At 63.1% G+C, this 18,030-nt stretch carries 19 protein-coding genes and 1 pseudogene; 10 read left to right on the top strand and 10 right to left on the bottom strand.

What is annotated here, in order from left to right; translation table 11 throughout:
- Positions 1-10: 10 nt before the first annotated feature.
- Genes NJU76_RS01785 through NJU76_RS01765 form a run of 5 tightly spaced genes read left to right on the top strand, consistent with a single transcriptional unit; the run spans position 11 to position 5,515 of the window.
- A complete protein-coding gene (locus NJU76_RS01785; RefSeq protein WP_254531099.1) occupies positions 11-1,429 on the top strand; it encodes a sulfatase-like hydrolase/transferase in 1,419 nt (472 codons plus the stop codon).
- Positions 1,426-2,034 carry a methyltransferase domain-containing protein gene (locus NJU76_RS01780; protein WP_254531098.1) on the top strand — a complete coding sequence of 203 codons (609 nt, stop codon included), beginning with the start codon at positions 1,426-1,428 and terminating at the stop codon, positions 2,032-2,034. Before NJU76_RS01785 ends, NJU76_RS01780 begins: the two co-directional genes overlap by 4 nt.
- A gap of 3 nt (positions 2,035-2,037) precedes the next feature.
- Positions 2,038-3,162: a sulfatase-like hydrolase/transferase gene (locus NJU76_RS01775; protein ID WP_254531097.1), complete on the top strand. Its 1,125-nt coding sequence runs from the start codon at positions 2,038-2,040 to the stop codon at positions 3,160-3,162.
- The gene (locus tag NJU76_RS01770) at positions 3,159-4,076 is read left to right on the top strand and encodes an alkaline phosphatase family protein (protein ID WP_254531096.1); all 918 of its coding nucleotides are present in this window, start codon (positions 3,159-3,161) and stop codon (positions 4,074-4,076) included. Before NJU76_RS01775 ends, NJU76_RS01770 begins: the two co-directional genes overlap by 4 nt.
- On the top strand, positions 4,073-5,515 hold the full coding sequence (locus tag NJU76_RS01765) for a lipopolysaccharide biosynthesis protein (protein WP_254531095.1): 1,443 nt from the start codon (positions 4,073-4,075) through the stop codon (positions 5,513-5,515). Before NJU76_RS01770 ends, NJU76_RS01765 begins: the two co-directional genes overlap by 4 nt.
- A gap of 37 nt (positions 5,516-5,552) precedes the next feature.
- On the opposite strand, the gene NJU76_RS01760 is transcribed toward NJU76_RS01765, so the two are convergent.
- Both NJU76_RS01760 and NJU76_RS01755 read right to left on the bottom strand, forming a co-directional pair.
- A complete protein-coding gene (locus tag NJU76_RS01760; RefSeq protein WP_254531094.1) occupies positions 5,553-5,933 on the bottom strand; it encodes a PaaI family thioesterase in 381 nt (126 codons plus the stop codon).
- Between the two features lie 691 nt (positions 5,934-6,624).
- Positions 6,625-7,521: a DNA-3-methyladenine glycosylase family protein gene (locus NJU76_RS01755; RefSeq protein WP_254531093.1), complete on the bottom strand. Its 897-nt coding sequence runs from the start codon at positions 7,519-7,521 to the stop codon at positions 6,625-6,627.
- A 159-nt stretch (positions 7,522-7,680) separates the two neighbouring features.
- On the opposite strand from NJU76_RS01755, the gene NJU76_RS01750 reads away from it, so the two are divergent.
- Positions 7,681-8,166, top strand: a complete 486-nt coding sequence (locus NJU76_RS01750) for a DUF555 domain-containing protein (RefSeq protein WP_254531092.1) — start codon at positions 7,681-7,683, stop codon at positions 8,164-8,166.
- Between the two features lie 181 nt (positions 8,167-8,347).
- Here the strand turns inward: NJU76_RS01750 and NJU76_RS01745 are convergent, their stop codons facing one another.
- The 4 genes from NJU76_RS01745 to NJU76_RS01730 all read right to left on the bottom strand — a co-directional run bounded on the left by NJU76_RS01745 (position 8,348) and on the right by NJU76_RS01730 (position 10,653).
- On the bottom strand, positions 8,348-8,584 hold the full coding sequence (locus tag NJU76_RS01745) for a UPF0058 family protein (protein ID WP_254531091.1): 237 nt from the start codon (positions 8,582-8,584) through the stop codon (positions 8,348-8,350).
- A gap of 266 nt (positions 8,585-8,850) precedes the next feature.
- Complete coding sequence (locus NJU76_RS01740; RefSeq protein WP_254524387.1) at positions 8,851-9,030, bottom strand: DUF7836 family putative zinc-binding protein; 180 nt, start codon at positions 9,028-9,030, stop codon at positions 8,851-8,853.
- Positions 9,031-9,135: 105 nt separating this feature from the next.
- Positions 9,136-10,113 (bottom strand): transcription initiation factor IIB, encoded by a 978-nt coding sequence (locus NJU76_RS01735; RefSeq protein WP_254531090.1) that lies wholly within the window; start codon positions 10,111-10,113, stop codon positions 9,136-9,138.
- Between the two features lie 252 nt (positions 10,114-10,365).
- A complete protein-coding gene (locus tag NJU76_RS01730) occupies positions 10,366-10,653 on the bottom strand; it encodes a DUF357 domain-containing protein (protein ID WP_254531089.1) in 288 nt (95 codons plus the stop codon).
- Between the two features lie 640 nt (positions 10,654-11,293).
- On the opposite strand from NJU76_RS01730, the gene NJU76_RS01725 reads away from it, so the two are divergent.
- The 3 genes from NJU76_RS01725 (at position 11,294) to NJU76_RS01715 (ending at position 15,142) form a co-directional block, all read left to right on the top strand.
- The gene (locus tag NJU76_RS01725) at positions 11,294-12,607 is read left to right on the top strand and encodes a DUF389 domain-containing protein (protein WP_254531088.1); all 1,314 of its coding nucleotides are present in this window, start codon (positions 11,294-11,296) and stop codon (positions 12,605-12,607) included.
- Positions 12,608-12,696: 89 nt separating this feature from the next.
- Positions 12,697-14,064, top strand: coding sequence for an FAD-dependent oxidoreductase (locus tag NJU76_RS01720; protein ID WP_254531087.1), 1,368 nt, complete (start codon positions 12,697-12,699; stop codon positions 14,062-14,064).
- A gap of 643 nt (positions 14,065-14,707) precedes the next feature.
- Positions 14,708-15,142, top strand: coding sequence for a CBS domain-containing protein (locus NJU76_RS01715; RefSeq protein WP_254531086.1), 435 nt, complete (start codon positions 14,708-14,710; stop codon positions 15,140-15,142).
- A 40-nt stretch (positions 15,143-15,182) separates the two neighbouring features.
- Here the strand turns inward: NJU76_RS01715 and NJU76_RS01710 are convergent, their stop codons facing one another.
- Together NJU76_RS01710 and NJU76_RS01705 are read right to left on the bottom strand one after the other, a co-directional pair.
- Positions 15,183-15,572 carry a DsrE family protein gene (locus NJU76_RS01710; protein WP_254531085.1) on the bottom strand — a complete coding sequence of 130 codons (390 nt, stop codon included), beginning with the start codon at positions 15,570-15,572 and terminating at the stop codon, positions 15,183-15,185.
- Positions 15,573-15,830 carry a sulfurtransferase TusA family protein gene (locus NJU76_RS01705; RefSeq protein ID WP_254531084.1) on the bottom strand — a complete coding sequence of 86 codons (258 nt, stop codon included), beginning with the start codon at positions 15,828-15,830 and terminating at the stop codon, positions 15,573-15,575. It abuts the gene before it with no gap.
- Positions 15,831-15,895: 65 nt separating this feature from the next.
- On the opposite strand from NJU76_RS01705, the gene NJU76_RS01700 reads away from it, so the two are divergent.
- A complete protein-coding gene (locus NJU76_RS01700) occupies positions 15,896-16,072 on the top strand; it encodes a hypothetical protein (protein WP_254531083.1) in 177 nt (58 codons plus the stop codon).
- 197 nt (positions 16,073-16,269) lie between these two features.
- Here NJU76_RS01700 and NJU76_RS01695 read toward each other — a convergent pair.
- Both NJU76_RS01695 and NJU76_RS01685 read right to left on the bottom strand, forming a co-directional pair.
- Positions 16,270-17,550, bottom strand: a pseudogene (locus NJU76_RS01695) (MFS transporter).
- Positions 17,547-18,020, bottom strand: coding sequence for a hypothetical protein (locus NJU76_RS01685; protein WP_254531080.1), 474 nt, complete (start codon positions 18,018-18,020; stop codon positions 17,547-17,549). The pseudogene NJU76_RS01695 and the gene NJU76_RS01685 overlap by 4 nt, the downstream one beginning before the upstream one ends.
- Positions 18,021-18,030 lie beyond the last annotated feature (10 nt).

The raw sequence follows: 18,030 nt of genomic DNA, 5'->3' as shown, positions 1-18,030 counted from the left end.
TGATACGAGTATGACACGAAACGTCGTCCTGATCTGTCTCGATACGGTCCGCAAGGACTATTTCGACGACTACGCACCCCGGTTGCAGGATATGGCGAGCGTCTCTTTCGAGCAGTGTCGGGCCGCGAGCGCGTGGAGTACGCCCAGTCACGCGAGCATTATGACGGGCACATTGCCCCACCAGCACGGAATCCACACCCACAACCGGGACTTCTCCGGCCTCTCGCGGTCGGAAACCTTCCTGGCCGAGATCCCAGATCACACCGCTTTGGGCGCCAGCGCAAACGTCTATGCCAGTTCCACCTTTGGCTTCGACGCCGTCTTCGACCGTTACTCGGACATCGCACCCCACCGCCGATTCCCCGACGGGATGGACATGGAAAAGTTCATCCAGGACCGGAAAGAAGCGGGCGCACGCCGGTTCCTCGAGTTCTTCCGCGAGGCCCTCCGCCACGACCACACGCTTGAGAGCCTCGGAAACGGGGTGCTCTTCAAGGCAAATGATCTCTTTCGGCGCGCGCCGGTGCCGAAACTCCTCGACGACGGGGCCTCGATCGTCTCGAGCGAAGGGGTTTCGATGGTCGAGTCGATCGAGGAACCCGTCTTCCTCTTCACGAACTTCATGGACGCCCACGGCCCGGTCCACCACGTACTGGGCTACGACCGCGACCTCCACTCCGCGCCGAACGACTGGACCTCCTTCGCGTTCGACGATTGGGAAATCAACACGGAGGGGGTCTCCGCGGACCACGAACGGGACCTCAGATATCACCGCGAGCTCTACGGGGCGGCGATCGACTACCTCGACCGGACGGTCGCTTCGTTCGTCACGGAGATTCAGCGGAACACGGACCGCGAGACGACGTTCATCGTCACCGCCGATCACGGGGAAAACCTCGCATACCCCGAAGACGAGGAGCTGTTCGGCCACACGAGTAGTCTCACGGAATCGCTGCTCCACGTTCCGTGCTATCTGATCAACCCGCCCACAGGATACGAAGCCGCCGAGACCCAGTACGTCAGCCATCTCGAGCTCGGCGACCTGATCGTCGGACTGGCGAACGGGGAGACGCCGGACGTCTTCAGGGAGCGCGTCCCCGCGGAACTGATCGGAATCGGCGTCGGCGGTGCACCGCGCGACCCCGAAGAACACCGCTACTGGGACAGGATGCTTCGCTGTACGTACGACGGCGAGACGAAGTACGTATGGGACTCGCTGGGTGGCAGTCGTGAGTACGAGATCGATCACGACCGGCCCTGCTGGCAGCGTCGCGTCGCCGACGACGTCGTCGTCCCGTCGTGGGCGCGCTCGTTCTTCGACGTCGAGATCACAGCGTACAAAGAACGCGCACGAGCGAGCGAAACGGATAGGGACGAGGACGTGGACGCGACGGTCGAGCGCCGACTCGAGGAGCTCGGGTACCGATGATCGACGGAACCGGCCGAACGGCCGCTGCGGATGGCTCGCGAACCGACACCGAATGGACGAGCGACAGCGACGTCGATCCAGCGTCGGAATCGAACGTCGGCGCGGGCGAGCATGGAACGGGTCACGTGTCACTCGACTTTCACTCTTCGGTCGAGCCAGACGTTCAGGGAACTGCGACGACGCTCCTGTTCGCCGAAGAGACGTTCGACGTCGTCGAGATGGCTCAGGTGCTCGAACACGTCCCGCCATCGGAACTCGGTGACGTCTTCGAGGACGTTCATAGAGTCCTCCAGTGGGGCGGTCCCCTCGCCGCGTGGGTCTCCCACGCGGCCTCCAGGCTGAACGATCAAGACCCGACCCACCGCTCGAGTTGGACCTACGGCACGCCGGAGTACTTCGCCGACGGCACCTTCTCGTGGTACGACGACTGCGCGATCGATCTCGTCGACCGCGAGGTAACCGTCTGGATGCTCGAGGACACACCACTCAGCGGGCCTCGATCCGTGCTGCTTCGGACGATCCACCGGCTGCTCGAGTGGACCGACGGCGTCATCTACCGACCGTCGGTCAGCGGTTCGATTCTCTTCACGCTACGCAAGGTGTAACCGATGGCAGACGATACCATACACGACCGGACGTTGCTCGTGACCGTCGACTCGCTTCGCCACGACCACTTCGAATGCATGCCCCGAACACGAGGCTTTCTCGAACACACCCACGACCGGGCGTTCGCGACCAGTACGGCGACGCTCGGGAGCGTTCCAGCCATCGTCGGCGGCGAGTACGCGTCGGGAGGCGGACTCCAGAGCGAGCGGAGTGTGGCACACGAGTTCGAGCCCTACAGTGCCGGAATCACCACCAACCATCTGCTTTCGTCTGAGTACGGGTACGATGCGGGCTTCGACTCGTTCACGTCGCCGAAGGGCGGCGGGGAGTCGATAAAGGAGCGGGGCGCAGTCCTGTTGGAACGTGGGACGCTCGCCCACCGCGTCGCGACGTGGGGATGGAACCGCTACCAGCAGGTCCTGAACGTCGTCGGCGAGGTTGGGAAGTCGTTCCGCCGTGCCGACGACGTCGTCGAGTCGTTCCAGCGGGAAATCGACGGCCGAGACTCGTGGTTCGGCTGGCTCCACTTCATGGAGCCCCACCATCCCTACGATCCCGACGACGCGCCGGTGAGCCGCGACGAGGCACAGCGCGTCACACGGACCGTGCTCGCCGGTGGCGGCTCCAAATCCGACGAAGAACTGGTTCGAACGCTCTACCGACGTGAAATCGCCGAGCTAGACGCGTCCCTCGAGACCCTCTGGGAGGCCGTTCCGAACGACGCGTGTGTCGTCTTCTGTGCCGACCACGGGGAGTTACTCGGCGAGGACGACCTGTGGGGCCATCCCGGCGAGTTGCGCCGGGAGCTACTCCACGTTCCGTTCGGCACCCGGAACGCCCCCGACCTCGGCGACGTGGTCTCGCTCGTCGACGTCCCCTCGATTCTGGCTGGGCGCGAACACGGCGTCGGCACGCTCGAGCGTGAGCGAGCGTTCGCCTCTTACGGAGACCGGACAGCTGCGATGAACGACAGGTTGCTGGCGAGCGACGACGGGACCGTTACGCTGGAGACCGGCGAATCGGCGAGCGATCCCGACCTCGAGCGGGCGCTTAAGCGGTTCGATCCCGACTACGTCGTGAAAGAGGACGCGTTGCAAGAGGACCTGGAGGACCTCGGCTACGCATGACGGTGCTCATCCTCGCGCTGGACGCGCTCGACGAGGGACTGATCGACCACTTCGACGTCGACGGCTTACGGCTCGAGTCGTCTGGTTCGCTCGAGACGTACGCCTACACCAAGGACGTGCCGTACACGCCGGAGGTGTGGGCGACCGTCGCGACGGGGCTCCCGCCTGAGGAACACGGCATCACCGCGGCGGGGACGAGCGAGTGGAACAACCCGGTGCTCGAGTTCGCCTCGCGGTTTACGGGTCGCCTCTCCGAGGGGACGCGCGGGTCTCTCGGCAGGTTCGTCCGAACGCGAACCGGCGAGCGCGAACGAATCGGCGAGACCGACCGCGAGTCGATGTTCGACGCCGACGACGCGGTCGTCCACAACTGGCCCGGCGTCCACGACGGCCGCCCGCTCCAACGGGCCTGGGACCTGATGAACGCCGTGTCGGCGGGCATGGGTCGACGCGAATTCGAGCGGGAACTGTTCGGCCAGGCCGCGGGCCAGTTCGGCTGGGCCCGGGAGATGATGCACCATCCGGTCTCCATCGCCGGCGTTCACGTCCACGCGCTCGACGCGGCGGGTCACGCCTACGCCGACGATGAGGCCGCACTCGGGCACGCTTACGAGCGGATCGGCGGCTTCGTCGACGAGGTGGTCGACGCGCTCGGTCCCGACGACGAACTGATCGTCCTTTCCGATCACGGCATGCGGACGGCGTTCTATCCGCCCGACGCCAGCGAGGATCCCGCGAGCCACTCCTGGCGGGCCTACGCGAGTACGACGGCCGATTCCCGTCCGGAATCCGTCTACGGCGTTCGAGAGTGGGTGGAAACGCGAGCCGCGACCGCCACTACTACGGTCGACGACGGTGACGAGGCTATCGAGATGCCGACCGACCGACTGCGCGAACTCGGCTACCTGGAATGACCGACGCCTCGAGCGTGAGTCTCGGCGGCGAGACCGTCAAAGCCACCGCCGCGAAGTTCACGATGGCTGCCGTCGGATTCCTTGGGACGGTCGTGTTCGCGCGCATCCTCGGCCCGACGGCGTTCGGCGGGTTCTATCTCCTGTTCGCGCTCGTCAAGATCGCCGACCGCGCCGTGGTCGGCTGGGGCGTCGCGGTCAAGAAACGCTACTCGGAGGCCGGGTCCCCGAAGGCGGAACTGCTCGGTGGTCAACTCGCGTTTTCCGTCGGCTGGATCCTCCTCGCCACCGTCGCGGTCGCGGTCGCCGCACCGTGGCTGATCGCGTATACGGCCCTGCCGGAGGCCCCGATTCTGTTCGTCGTCCTGATCGCGGCCGTCTCCCTCTACGAGCCGATCGATAGCGTCGTTCAGGCGAGGGGCCGCATCGGGGCCTCGATGTGGACCGATACCCTCCGCTCGCTGCTTACGTTCCCGTTGCAACTCGGGCTGGTTCTCCTCGGACTGGGCGCCGCCGGGATGGCCTACGGTCTCGCTGCCGCGACCGTCCTCTCGCTGCCCGTGCTCTGGTACTTCATCTCCACAGCGCCTGCGATCCCCTCTCGGGACACACTCGAGAACCTCTGGTCGTACGCTCGGTACAGCAGCGTCAACGCGTTTCTCGGCACCGCCTACGACCGATTCGACGTCCTCTTGCTCGGCTGGCTGCTGGCCCCCGCCGCTGCCGGCAACTACGAGGTCGCATTCAAACTCACCGTCCCCGCGACGTTCGTCATGATGGCTGCCTCGAGCGGGCTGATGGCCCGCGTCAGCCACCGCCACAGCAAGGGCGAGGGCCTGAGCGAGGACGTCTCGAACACGCTGGCGTTTACGAGCATCGTCGCGATTCCGATGTTCTTCGGCGCGCTCGCGCTGTCCGATCGGTTGGTTATCACCTTCTACGGTCCTGAATACGCGGACGCGGCGTCACTGCTGATCGGCCTCGCGCTCTATCAGCTCGTCAGGACCCAGAGTGGGACCCTCTCGCAGATCGTCGACGGGATCGACCGGCCCGACGTCAACACCCGCATCTCCGCGCTAACGCTCGGATTCAATATCCTCCTCGGCATCGCGCTGACGCTTTCGTACGGCGCGATCGGTGTCGTCGTCGCGACGGTCGCCGCGGAGTCGCTTCGATACGTTGCGACTGCCTACGTCGTCAAACAATACGTTCCACGCGCGGAACTGTTCCCGCGGACCCTCGCCGAGCAGTTCGCCGCGAGCCTCCTCATGTTCGTCGTGGTCGTCCCCACGGCGGACGCGATCGCCGTCGAACGCTGGTACCATCTTCTCGCCATCGTCGCGCTGGGTGGGGCGGTCTACGCCCTCACGCTGGCGGCGATCAGTCGCAAACTCCGTGTGACGATCGAAGGCGTCGTTCGAAGTTCGCGACTCGAGTTGTAGCTCGAGGACCCGCTCGCGCGGACCGGAGGGGGTGCCGTCAGGGAGTGAATATCGAGAACGAACCGGTCGCTCGAGCGACCGTCTCCCCGTCGTGGATGAGATCCGATTCGAGATACGCGACGGACTGTCCCTTTCGGAGGAGGGTGGTTTCGCACGTCACGCGGCCGCTCAGTACTGGCTTCAGGTAATTGATTTTGATCTCGATCGTCGCGCACTGCTCGCCCTCGGCCAGTTCGGTGTGTAGCGCCGCCCCCATTCCGTTGTCAGCCATCGTGTAGAGAACGGCTCCGTGGAGTACGTCGTTCGGATTCATCAAATCGTCGACGACCTCGATTGTCCCGTGACTGTATCCGTCGTCGACCTCCGTGAATTCCAGGCCGATCAGATCTGAGAACACCGTCGGTCTCTCTCCCGTCATTTGTTCGATCCTCGACACTCATCTACTTCAAGACTCCTGGAAACTCACGATCCGTGGAACCGGCCGTTCGTTCGGTCGGACATCCCCGTTGGAGTTCTCGAGCCACGTGTTTTCGATCCGTGCGACGGCTCCCAGTCGGTCGTCCAGAAGCCGTCCCAGGCTCGCGATTCGGTCTCGAGACAGACGAGCGCCCTCTTGTTCAAATCGGACGGGGCGCGACCGTCCGGTCGGAAGACGACGAGTCAGGCATCTCGATAGACCGCGTCAGTCCCGGTGTGCTCGGTCACGGCGAAACCGATCGGCGTCGGTCGCTACTGTCGCCGTCGCCGCCGTTGACGTCGGTCGCAGCGATACGACCGGAGGGTTCGTAAATACCGATCTCGCCGTCGATGCGTGACAGCCGTTGAAAGGCGCCGTGTAGCATCCCATTGCCGGCTTCCCAGGCCTGCTGTTCCGATGTGGCGAAAACCCCGGATAAGAGAACGTTTTCTTGTGTGCGAGGGAACAGGTGTACCGGCAGGTTGGCACAGCTCGAAGTCACCCACCACGACTCCAGTTGCGTTTGCGTCGCTCAGTGACCACGTCGCACTATGCACCATGTCTGAACGGCGAGAGAATCCCCAGACTGCAAGGCTGAAAACGGGCCTGAATCGCGTTACTCGACTACGCGAACCACGTCACGACTATGCGACTATGTCCCACCTGTTCTGAGGAAATGGAAGAGATACGTCTGGGCGTATCCAGCGTACTCTCCACCGAGCCGGTCCCGAATCGCTCGCGACGTCTCGGCGTACGAGGACCGATCACAGTCCGGGTAGTAGTCCGCGATGGCCGAGTTGATCCAGGTGTCGAGCGGAACGGCCTCGTCGAATCCCAGCGAAAAGAGAAGCACGCAGTCCGCGACTTTGTCGCCGACGCCCACGAACTGCGTCAGGTAGTCTCGAGCCGCCTCGTACTCGAGGTCCCGAGCCTCCTCCGGAGCTGCCTCACCGTTTGCGACCATCTCGGCCGTCCGGACGACGTAGGGAGCTCGATACCCGAGTCCGAGTTCGCGGAGTTCGGATTCGGTCGCCGTCGCGAGCCGTTTCGGCGTCGGAAATTCGGCGTAGACGGCGCCCTCGAACGTCCGTTCGTCACCGTACTCGCGCGCCAGCGTCGAGACCATCGTGTGAATCCGGCTCACTCGCATCTGTGCCGAGCAAATGAACGAGATCAGCGTTCCAAACGCGGGATCGGCGACCAATCGCATCCCTCGATGGGCCTCGTAGGCCTGCTGGAGCAACGGATCGTCAGGCGCGGCGGCGACGATCGCCTCGAGATCGTCGTCCAATCGCAAGAGTCGGCGCACCGTCGACTCGGCGTCCGTCGTCGATTCCCACTCGAGGACGTCGTCTGCCGGGCCACTCCGGGTCCGAACGCGGATCACCTCGCCGTCGACGACAGTCGAGTACCACGATTCAAGAGCGGCCGTCCCGGAGTACATGTCACCGTCTTCGCGTCGCCAGAGGTAGCTCTGACCGCTCTCGAGGGTTTGGTACAGGTCCAGTCCACCGGCCAGGTCGTCGACCGGAATCGTTCCCGTCTCCATTCGTTCGTTCCTTCGAGGGCGTCGGCTTTTGCTTTTCGAACCTGCACGGTGAACGGATCCGTCGCTCGGAGGCCGTGATACATCGGAATCGGGAACACACCTGCCTCGGCCGTCGCTGCGAGGCGAACCTTCTTACTGGAGGCGATAGAATGAGTGAGCATGGATTGCAGGGTCGTCGTCGAAGCTGCGGTGCCGGTATTCGACGTTGAAACGGAAGACGAGGCGATCCGTATCGCCATTTCGAAGACGGGCGAGATGTTGAACCCTGACCTGAATTACGTGGAGATCAACATGGGTGAGCGAACCTCCCCATCTGGAGAGGAACTTCCACCCGCATTTATCGCGGCCGACGAGGCGCTCGTCGCGCTCGAACTGGAGATGACCGTCTTCAACGTCGAGCGCGAGGAACACGCCTCGCGGATCGCACGAAAGGAAATCGGCCAACGACTCGAGAACATCCCGCTCGAGGTCGAACACGTCACCGTGTTAGAGGACGAGGACGAATCGGGCTCGAATACTGCTTCGAGCGAGTCGACCGAGAACGACTCGTCAGCGGACAGTGAGGACCGAGACACGACGGCCGAAACAGACGGCGAAGACGACGACGAGGAAATCCTCCCCGAATTCGAGGATTTAGTCGAGTAGCGGAACCGAACGCCGACCGGAGTCGAAAACCGGCGTCACTCGAGGCACAACCTCCGGTCGGGGACGCATCGATCCGACGCTAAAGCGCGAAAATATCGCGATACGAGAGAAACGATACGAACCGTGAGTCGGTAGTCTTGCCAGTGAGGAAACCTATCGTCCGGAGGATTCGATCCGTGTCTCAGTCTGCAGTTGCGGCGACTGCTTCCTGCTCACCTTCTCGCATGTTCGTCGTAATTCCACCGGCGAGCGCAAAAACAGCAGCTTTGTGATCAGTTTTCGATTTGTGAATTGACGTCGGTCGGATCCCCCGGGACTCGTACTCTGCAAGGTCAATCTTACAATCGTTCCATTCAGTACACTGATTCGATACCTCCGCGAGAAGGCCGTGAAGGTGAATGAGCTCCTGTTTCTTCATAACCATGCGGTCCTACCCACTGCAGGGTTATATTATTATCTTGAGTTGCGTTAACACGCGACCTGTATCGGCTTTTTGCTGTATCACTGCCCGGAACGTTTCGAATGCTGGGCCTACGCGAGAAAACCACGAGACCTGAAGTGCATATATTCCTTATTACTTGGTTAAAAGATACTTTCTCTCCTCATTTCGATATACTATGTTCGGAGCGTAAAACCATTACTACCGGTGGAAGAACAGTCATAAACGAGTGTGGAAACGACGGATTACCCGAGTTGTTTCAGCGTCTGCAGATCACGATCCGTTCGCATAAACTCGGCGGTGCGCCGAGACGCGTGACAGTTCGGACAGTGGAACATCTCGGCGGCAGTCGGGAGTTCGTCCGGAGATGCCTGCCAGTCTTTCGCACATTCGGGACACAACAGTTGGACGGTTGTTTTATCCATGGTATCGTCTTTCACAGGAGAACTGAAAAACGTTACCGCGACAGCACACGCCGAAACAGACCACCCGCGTCAGCACGAGGTGACAGATACTTGTCGTAGCCGTGTTTATGCGGGCGCGGCCGTATCGGAGGCCTCGAGCAGTTCCTTGTACCGGTTCCGGATGGTGACTTCGGAGATGCTCGCGACCTCGCTGACCTCGTTCTGGGTGACCTTCTCGTTGGTCAGGAGTGCGGCGGCGTACACTGCCGCTGCGGCGAGTCCCACCGGGGACTTTCCGCTGTGGACGCCCTCGTGGCGGGCCGATTCGAGCAACTCGCGGGCCATCCGCTCGGTCTCGTCGGAGAGGTCCAGGTCGCTCACGAACCGCGGCACGTAGTGTTCGGGGTCGGCTGGTTTGACCTCGAGGCCGAGTTCCCGGATGATGTAGCGGTACGTGCGGGTCAGCTCCATCTTTTCGACCCTGGAGACGGCCGAGATCTCGTCGAGGCTGCGGGGGGTGCCGGCCTGGCGTGCTGCCGCGTACAGTGAGGCGGTTGCGACGCCTTCGATCGATCGACCCGGCAGGAGATCCTCCTCGAGTGCGCGTCGGTAGATGACGCTCGCCGTCTCGCGGACGTTTTCGGGGAGACCGAGCGCGGAGGCCATCCGATCGATCTCGCCGAGTGCCTGCTTGAGGTTTCGTTCCTTGGAGTCGCGGGTGCGGAATCGCTCGTTCCAGGTGCGAAGGCGCTGCATCTTCTGGCGCTGGCGGCTCGAGAGGGCACGGCCGTAGGCGTCTTTGTCCTGCCAGCCGATGTTGGTCGACAGTCCCTGGTCGTGCATCATCTTGGTGGTGGGCGCGCCCACGCGGGACTTCTCGTCCTTCTCCGAGGCGTCGAACGCCCGCCACTCTGGGCCGCGGTCGATCTCGTCTTCCTCGACGACGAGCCCGCAGTCTACACAGACCGTCTCGGCGTGTTCGTCGTCCGAGACGAGCCGGCCGCCACACTCTGGGCAGCGCTCCCGCTCGTCGGATACCGCGGTGGTTTCTTCCTCGTCGGTCTCTCGCTCGTTCGTATACGTTCGAATGCTCGTGTCTGTCATGATTCTGGATCGGGTGGGTTACTCGGGACTTCCGGGTGGGGTAACCAGAAGAAACCCGGACGCCTCAGCTAACATAGGGTAAGGCCGTAAACCATATAAAGATTTCGCCTACTTTATAAACTAACCCGATTTACTGTTATATATGTTCCGGTTATATGGTGATTAATCATTTGAGATCAGTAGGCAATCGACAGTTCCCTCCCGACCCATCTCCGCTGCCGTCGACCGGAAAAATCTCGCGGGGCATCGAAGCTACTCGACCGTAAAAAGGTGGCCGTCTCGCGGGACATCGAAGAGTCCGACGCGGGCGCCCGCGTCGAGCCACGCGTGACCGTAGGAAAACGACGCCAGAGCGTTGACGAGGTCTCCCTGGTCTCGAAAGTGTTTCCCATCTTCGAAATAGGACGCCGCCATTTCGTAACAGTCCGCTGCCGCCGCTTCCATCGGCGTCCCCTCCGGCGGTGCGACCGTGGCCGCCTCGAGCGCCTCCGCGAGTAACTCGCCGTACCGGTTCGTCTTTTCCTCGAGATCGGCACTCATACCCGATACTCGTCGCTCGAGTCCGTAAGTGCGTCGTCTCGATCGGGTATTGGGCCATAGTTCACGAAATCCGGTCGGCCGTCTTCCGATACCGTTCGATGGTTCGTCGGTTCCGTTCAGTCTGTCCCAGACGCCGTTCGGTCGGTTCTTCTGGCTCCTCGGCCGGGTCTCCGACGGCAATTCCCTCGGCAAGCTAATTCGCGTTTCGTGGCCGATCGTCGAGCGCGCTGAGGATGCGGGCGCGATTCGTACTGCTGCGGGTTCCTGTCAGCATGCACCATAGAGCCGCTCCATTGCCGAAGTCGAGTCACTTGGCTCTCGCAACGTATCACTACGGGGAAAGATAGCCGCAACTGAACCGGTCCGGAGTGGGAGTCGACAGTAGCAATCTTGTACCCCGCCGTAATACCTTGAACTTCCGCCCCAGTTGTGGTCGCACTTAGACGGACGTACGTCGTGGAAATAGCAACGCACTCGAACCGAAGATGTCACGAAATAATGTCGTATATATTACATACTATGGGGAGTACCGACGGTTACTCTGTCGGAATCGGAATCGTTTCTGACGATCGACACGACGTGGACGGCGGCCGATATAACGAGCGCATAGATATTACGTATCCGTTCGAGCGACCTTCCAGTGCGCCTCATACAGGTGTTCGTCCCGTCCGCTCTTCGAGACGAGGCCCTCCGCATCCTCGAGAAAGAGGACCTCGACTACGTTCGGATCGACGAGCGGAGCAACGGCGACGACGGCGAACTCGTGTCCTTTCCGATTCCGACCCAGGCGGTCGATCACGTCCTGACGTCGCTTCACGAAATCGGTATCGAGGACGATTTCATCGTCGTCTCGTCGATCGAGACGGCCAGGACCCCGCAAATCGAAAAACTCGAGGAGCGATACGTCAACGGCACCGAAGAGGACGACAGCATCGCCCGCGACGAGATTCGGACGCGGGCGCTGAACATGACGCCCGGTCGGGGGACGTACTACTCGATGACGGTGCTTAGCGCGCTAGTCGCGACGGCGGGCCTGCTGCTCGACTCGCCCGCAATTGTGGTCGGGTCGATGGTGATCGCTCCACAGGTCAGTGCGGCGCTGACCGGCACCGTCGGGTTGGTTCTCGACGACCGCCCCATGGTCCGCGACGGACTCTCGTCGCTGGCGGTCGGCCTCGTCGCCGCCATCGCGAGTGCGTTCGCGTTCGCCTGGCTGATTCGGTTCAGCGGTGCCGTCCCTTCGACGGTCGACATCACGGCCATCGCCCAGGTGCAAAACCGGATCTCACCCGGGGTACTCGCGCTCGTCGTCGGTATCTGTGCCGGAGCAGCCGGCGCCTTCGGCCTCGCGACGGCGATTCCCGTCTCGCTCGTCGGAGTGATGATCGCCGTCGCGCTGATTCCAGCCGCCGCCGCGGTCGGAATCGGACTCGCCTGGAGCCACGCGACCGTCGCTCTCGGCGCCTTCGTCCTGGTCGCGGTCAATGCTGCGTCCATCCTCCTCGCGGGCATCGCCGTCTTCTGGCACCTCGGCTATCGACCCGACGGCTGGACGACCGGAACGATTCGCGAGAACGTCTCTCGAGACCGCCTCGGCTCGCTCGCCGTCGTCGTCGTTCTGAGCGCGATCGTTCTGACCGGCGCCGGCGTCGTCCTCGGCCACCACGTCGCCTTCGAAAACGACGTCAACGACGGCGTCAGGTCCGTCCTGAACGACGCCGAGTACGACGGCCTCGAACTGGCGGAAGTGCGGACGGAATTCAACGACGGCGGCATCGTGACCGACGAGACCGCGGTCACCGTCGTCGTTCACCGACCCGCAGACCACCCGTATCCGACGCTCGCAGAGACCATAGAGCGGACCCTTGAGGAGCAGACCGGTCGGACAGTGACCGTCACCGTCGAGTTCGTCGAGGGTGATACGACCACCGCCGACACGGCAGGGGACTCGTAACAACCGCTGACGTATCGGGAGCGTCACAGCAAGAGGGCTTCGTTGCTGAGAACGCAATCGGTTTAGGGCTACTGTCCCAATCGTGGAACATGACCGACCAGCCACGCGTCGAAATCTATACGAAAGAGGGGTGTCCGTACTGTGTGAAGGCTACGGATCTCTTCGACAGCAAGGGCGTCGCGTACGAGGAGTACGTCGTCACCGGGGACGACGAACGCTTCGAGGAGATGGTCGAGCGAGCGAACGGACGCAAAACCGCTCCGGAGATTTTCGTCGACGACGAGTTACTCGGCGGCTGGGACGAAACGAACGCGCTGGACGAGGCGGGAACCCTCGACGCCAAACTCGGTCTCGCACGCGACAAACCGACAGTCTGTCCGGACGGCGGCGATGGAGCCGAACACGGAAGTGACGGGGTCCTCGAGCACCGGACACTCATCATCGCGGGCACCGGGATCGCGGGCCTCACCGCGGCGATCTACGCCGGCCGATCGAACAACGAACCGCTGGTCATCGAAGGCGACGAACCCGGCGGCCAACTCACCCTCACCACCGACGTCGCCAACTATCCGGGCTTCCCCGAGGGCATCAGCGGTCCGGAGCTGGTCAACAACATGAAAGAGCAGGCCCGGAAATTCGGCGCTGAACTGAAAAACGGTATCGTCGAGTCGGTCGACGATTCAAACCGTCCCTTCCGGGTCGAACTCAGGAACGGCGACGTCTACACCGCCGACGCCGTTATCGCCGCTTCGGGCGCAAGTGCCCGCACGCTCGGTATCCCCGGCGAGGACGAACTCATGGGCTACGGCCTCTCGACGTGTGCGACCTGCGACGGCGCGTTCTTCCGCGGCGAGGACATGCTCGTCGTCGGCGGCGGCGACGCCGCCATGGAAGAAGCGACCTTCCTCACGAAGTTCGCCGACACAGTTTACATCGCCCACCGCCGCGAAGAGTTCCGCGCCGAAGACTACTGGGTCGATCGCGTCCACGAGAAGGTCGAGGAGGGCGAGATCGAGATCATGAAAAACACCGAACTGATCGAAATCCACGGCACACAGGAAGATGGCGTCGACCACGTCACGCTCGTCGAGAACCCGGCAGGCCACCCCACCGACCGGCTCGAGGACCCCGAGACCGAGGAGTTCGACTTCGACGTCGGCGCCGTCTTCTTCGCCATCGGCCACACGCCTAACACGGGCTACCTCGAGGACACCGGCGTCGAGATGGACGACGAAGGGTACCTCAAAACGAAAGGCGGCGACGGCGGCGGCCAGACCGCCACCGACGTCCCTGGCATCTTCGGCGCCGGCGACGTCGTCGACTTCCACTACCAGCAGGCCGTGACCGCCGCCGGCATGGGTTCGAAGGCCGCGCTCGACGCCGACGAGTACCTCGAGGACCAGGCACGGGCCGACTCGAGTGCTGAAAAAGCCGATACCGCTGCGGCTGACGATTGATCGGTTCGTTACGTCTCTCCTGATTCGGTCTCCGAATTACTGTATCGCTTCTATCGGTGCGTTGCTCGTGTTTCTACTCATACTCCGAGAGACGTCACCCACGAACCCCTCGTCGACGACGTCTTTGTCGATCTTTCCGAGCCTCCAGTCGAGACCTCAGTGTCAAATCTACTCTCCAGTGCACGGGGAGATACCGACCACAGGGGCTGCCAGAGGTGAGGTGAGTGAAACCGGGATATCAGCGCCGTAGAGCCGTCTGACTTCGGCGGGCGTGAGCCGGCAGCCACAGGGCTCCGGAACGTGATCCCGCAGTCATCGAGCGGTCCTGACCGGCCTTCCGCAGTTCGGACACAGCGTCAGACTCATCGGCGGTGTCAACCTACCGTCCTCGTGGACGTCTTCCGTGGATTCGGGATCACTCGAGTCAGGTATGGGGTGGCTCGAGTCGAGTTCGTCGTCGGTCGTCGTGCCCCTCCGTTTTCTCCGTGGGTCTCGTGGCACCGAATCCGGCGGTCGTAGCGGTGCGTCTGTCGGGTGTAGCGATACCCCGTTCGGGTGGCGTCCTGGCTTTATCCTCTCTGAAGGCGTAGGGAGGCCTGTCGTCGGCGGTCGATCACCGCCGCGATACAACGGTGATCTTCACATGCCCGAAATCAAATCGATCGTCCGCGAAACTGTCGTGAACGCGGCTCCAGACACCTCCCTGACCGACCTCGCACAATTGATGGAAGATGAGAACGTCGGCAGCGTCGTGATCGTCGAGGACGACCGCCCGCAAGGGATCGTCACGGACCGCGATATCGCACTCGAGGCGGCCGCGCACGGAGCCGATCCCTCGTCGGCGACCGCCGCGGACGCAATGAGCGAAAGCGTCGTGACAGTCGACGCCGAGAGCGGCATCTTCGACGTGCTCCGCACGATGACGGACGCGGAGGTACGACGGATCCCCGCCACCGATTCCGAGGGCGAACTCGCCGGAATCGTCACGTTCGACGACTTCGTCGTCCTGCTCGGCCGCGAACTCAAACTGCTCGGCGAGGTCGTCGAGTCCGAAATCCCGCCCTACGAGCACACGTAGACCTGAAGTGCCGACCCCAGTGGTGATGGCGTTTCGGACGTCAGAAGGTGAACACGTGGTCCGCATCGTCGACTTCCTCCAGGAAAGTCGCCGCGCCCGCGAACTTCGTGGTGACCGCGTCGTCCATCGCGTCCTGGTCCCACTCGAGCATGTCGAGCGTGGTGGTACACGCGACCGTCGTCACCTGTTCGCCGCCGTCGGCGACGAACTGATCGAGCAACTCGTAGGGGTTTGGCATGCCCTCCTCGAGGAGGGGTTCGATCCGTGAAAGGTCCTTCTCGCCCTCCGTCAGGTGGGTCAACCCGTCGAACGTAAAGTAGACGAGTACCTCCATCTCGGAGGCCAACCCGGTGAGCCCGAGGTTCACTGCCATCGCGAGGCTCTTCGGATCGTCGCTCGAGACGATGATACCGATCTTATCCATCGTCATTCACTCTACCCTCCGGACGTAGTGCTCGTACACGGTTTCGCCGTCGAGGACCGCCTCGCGCTGGTCGAGCAATTCGACGTCCGCGGTCGCATCGGCCCATCCACGGATGTCGCTCACGCTCCCCGGATCGGTCGCGAGCACCTCGAGCACCGCGTTCGGCTCGAGGGCGTCGACGGCGCTTTTGGTCTTGACGACCGGCATCGGACAGCTTTCGCCTCGTACGTCGAGCGTGTCGGCAGTTTCGTAGTCTGTTTGCATGAGACATCGACCTCCGTTTCGGTCGAACGGTGAATGTAGGACGCGTTCGAGTAAAAAGTGCGGGGGTGATTCACACGACACTGTTCGACGACCAGCTGATCACACTGGTAGACCATCTGACTGCGGTACTTGCCGATGAACGCAGCATCGATCACGTCTTCGCCGTTGCTAGTTACTTTCGTACGCTCGGACTCACGCTCGTTCCTGACGAGATCCACGTTCCCGACGCTGACGATGAGTGACAATCGCCTCTCGTCGGCCCACGTCTGCGCGGCGCCGTACTCCCGATTTCAGTGTGACGCTTCAGACGAATCCCAAGACGCTCACGATCCGTGGCACCAGCTGCGAGGTGACGGCCGACAGGCTGGACCGGTGAGCGCGTCCTCTGTCGGGCGACGGTAGTGGCGCTCGCAACCGATGACATAGCGCCACCGCCGACTCAGGAGTCGGCGTCTGCGGCGACGGGCGGACCGTCCTCCGTAGCGAGGATCGTCGCCAGCAGGCAAGCGCCGCCGGCGAAGCCGGCGAGCACGACGAAGAGGATGTCGACGGACGCGTACGTGAGGATCCAGCCGGCGACTGTGGCACCGAGCGACCCCACGCCGAAGATGCCGAGATACGTGTAGCCGAACGAGAGCCCGCGCGCGTCCGGGGGCGAATATTTCGCGATCGTCGCCTGCACCAGTGGCTGCATCGCGAACAGCGCGAAGCCGAGCCCGACGCTGACGGCGAGCAGCGTCTCGAGGCTCGCCCGGGCTGCGGGCACGAACACGAGGGCGAGCAGCGCCAGGGTGACCAGCATCGCGGCCACGCCGCGTTCAGGTCGGATCCGATCGCTGAGCCGGCCGCCGATGTACTGGCCCCCGATCCCGATGGTGAGGAGGCCGACGTACAGGTACTTGGCGAGATCGAAATCGGCGGCGGCCTGACTCGCCGGAATGATCGACTGCAGATCGACGGGTCCGAGATGAGACGTGAGGAACCCATCGAGTAGTTCGGGTAGGAACGTGAGCATACCACGGTAGTAGAGCCCATTGCCCATGACGAGGAGGAACACGAGCACGAACCCGCCCGCGAACACGCGCCTCAAGTCAGCGACGAACGCCGCGAGCGATCGGCTCCCGGACGCGTCGCGGCCGCCGTCAGCGACCTGAACTGCGGCAGTTTTGTCGAATTCAGTCACTAGCCCCGCGACGGCGGCTATCAGCGCCGGGACGGCGAGCACCGCGACGACGAGTCGCCAGTCGACGGCGAGCAACAACAGCGCAGTCACGAGCGGGCCGAACGCGATCCCGGCGTTGTCCGCCATCCCGTGTTAGGCGAAGGCCCTCCCCCGCACGTCGTTCCGGACGCCGGTACTGATGAGGGCGAGGCCTGCCGGATGGTAGACGCTGGCGGCCAGCCCCCAGACGCCCAGCGCGACCGCGACCGTCACGACGGTCTGTGACAGTCCCACGAGCAGGAAGGCGCCGCCCATTCCGAGCAGACACCCGACGATCAGCCGGCGTGAGCCGTACCGATCGCCGAGGATCCCACTCGGGACCACGCCGACGCCGAAAACAGCGTAGCCGACCGTGACGACGGTCCCGAGCACCGCAGCGGTGACAGAAAATTCTCGCAGCCAGATCGTCATCAGGATCGGAATCGACAGATCGTACTTGTGGACCAGCCAGTGGGCGACCAGCGAGAAGCCCGTAATGGACCGTTCGTTCGCGTTCACGCGGCTCTCCTCCGCAAAACGCGGTTCGGGTGAGTGCCCCCGCGGCCGGGAAGCCGAGGCCGTCGGGCTGCAGTGGTCCGGATCGTCGCCATATCGCAGCCCTGTTGGCCACAGAATTGTACGTTTCGGTCCCGTCCCCGTCGGGACCGCGTTCCAGGTACCTGTTCGACCGGAATGAGTGACCGGGTCGTGTCTCGACGGATGGGTTCGACGCTGGACGCGGTCACCGCTACACTGGATCCGATCGGCTGCCAGGACAGGTAGCGTCGCGAGGCGGCTTCGCCGATGAGTTCGTTGGCCCTGTCTCGAAGTTCGGCGGTCATGTGGAGGCCGTGTTCGTCGACTCGGCGGACGACGACCTTCGCATCGTTCTCGGGCAACCCCTCCTGGACCGTCCTGCCGACCGTCCCGATCGTGCCGGTTATGGTCGCCCCGAGGCCTCGAGCGACGGTTCGCCACGCGTCGATCATCGGAGACGCC

It is taken from the genome of Natrinema gelatinilyticum, from assembly GCF_024266705.1.
GTDB classification, from domain to species: domain Archaea; phylum Halobacteriota; class Halobacteria; order Halobacteriales; family Natrialbaceae; genus Natrinema; species Natrinema gelatinilyticum.
This window is presented reverse-complemented; position numbering and strand designations above follow the sequence as displayed.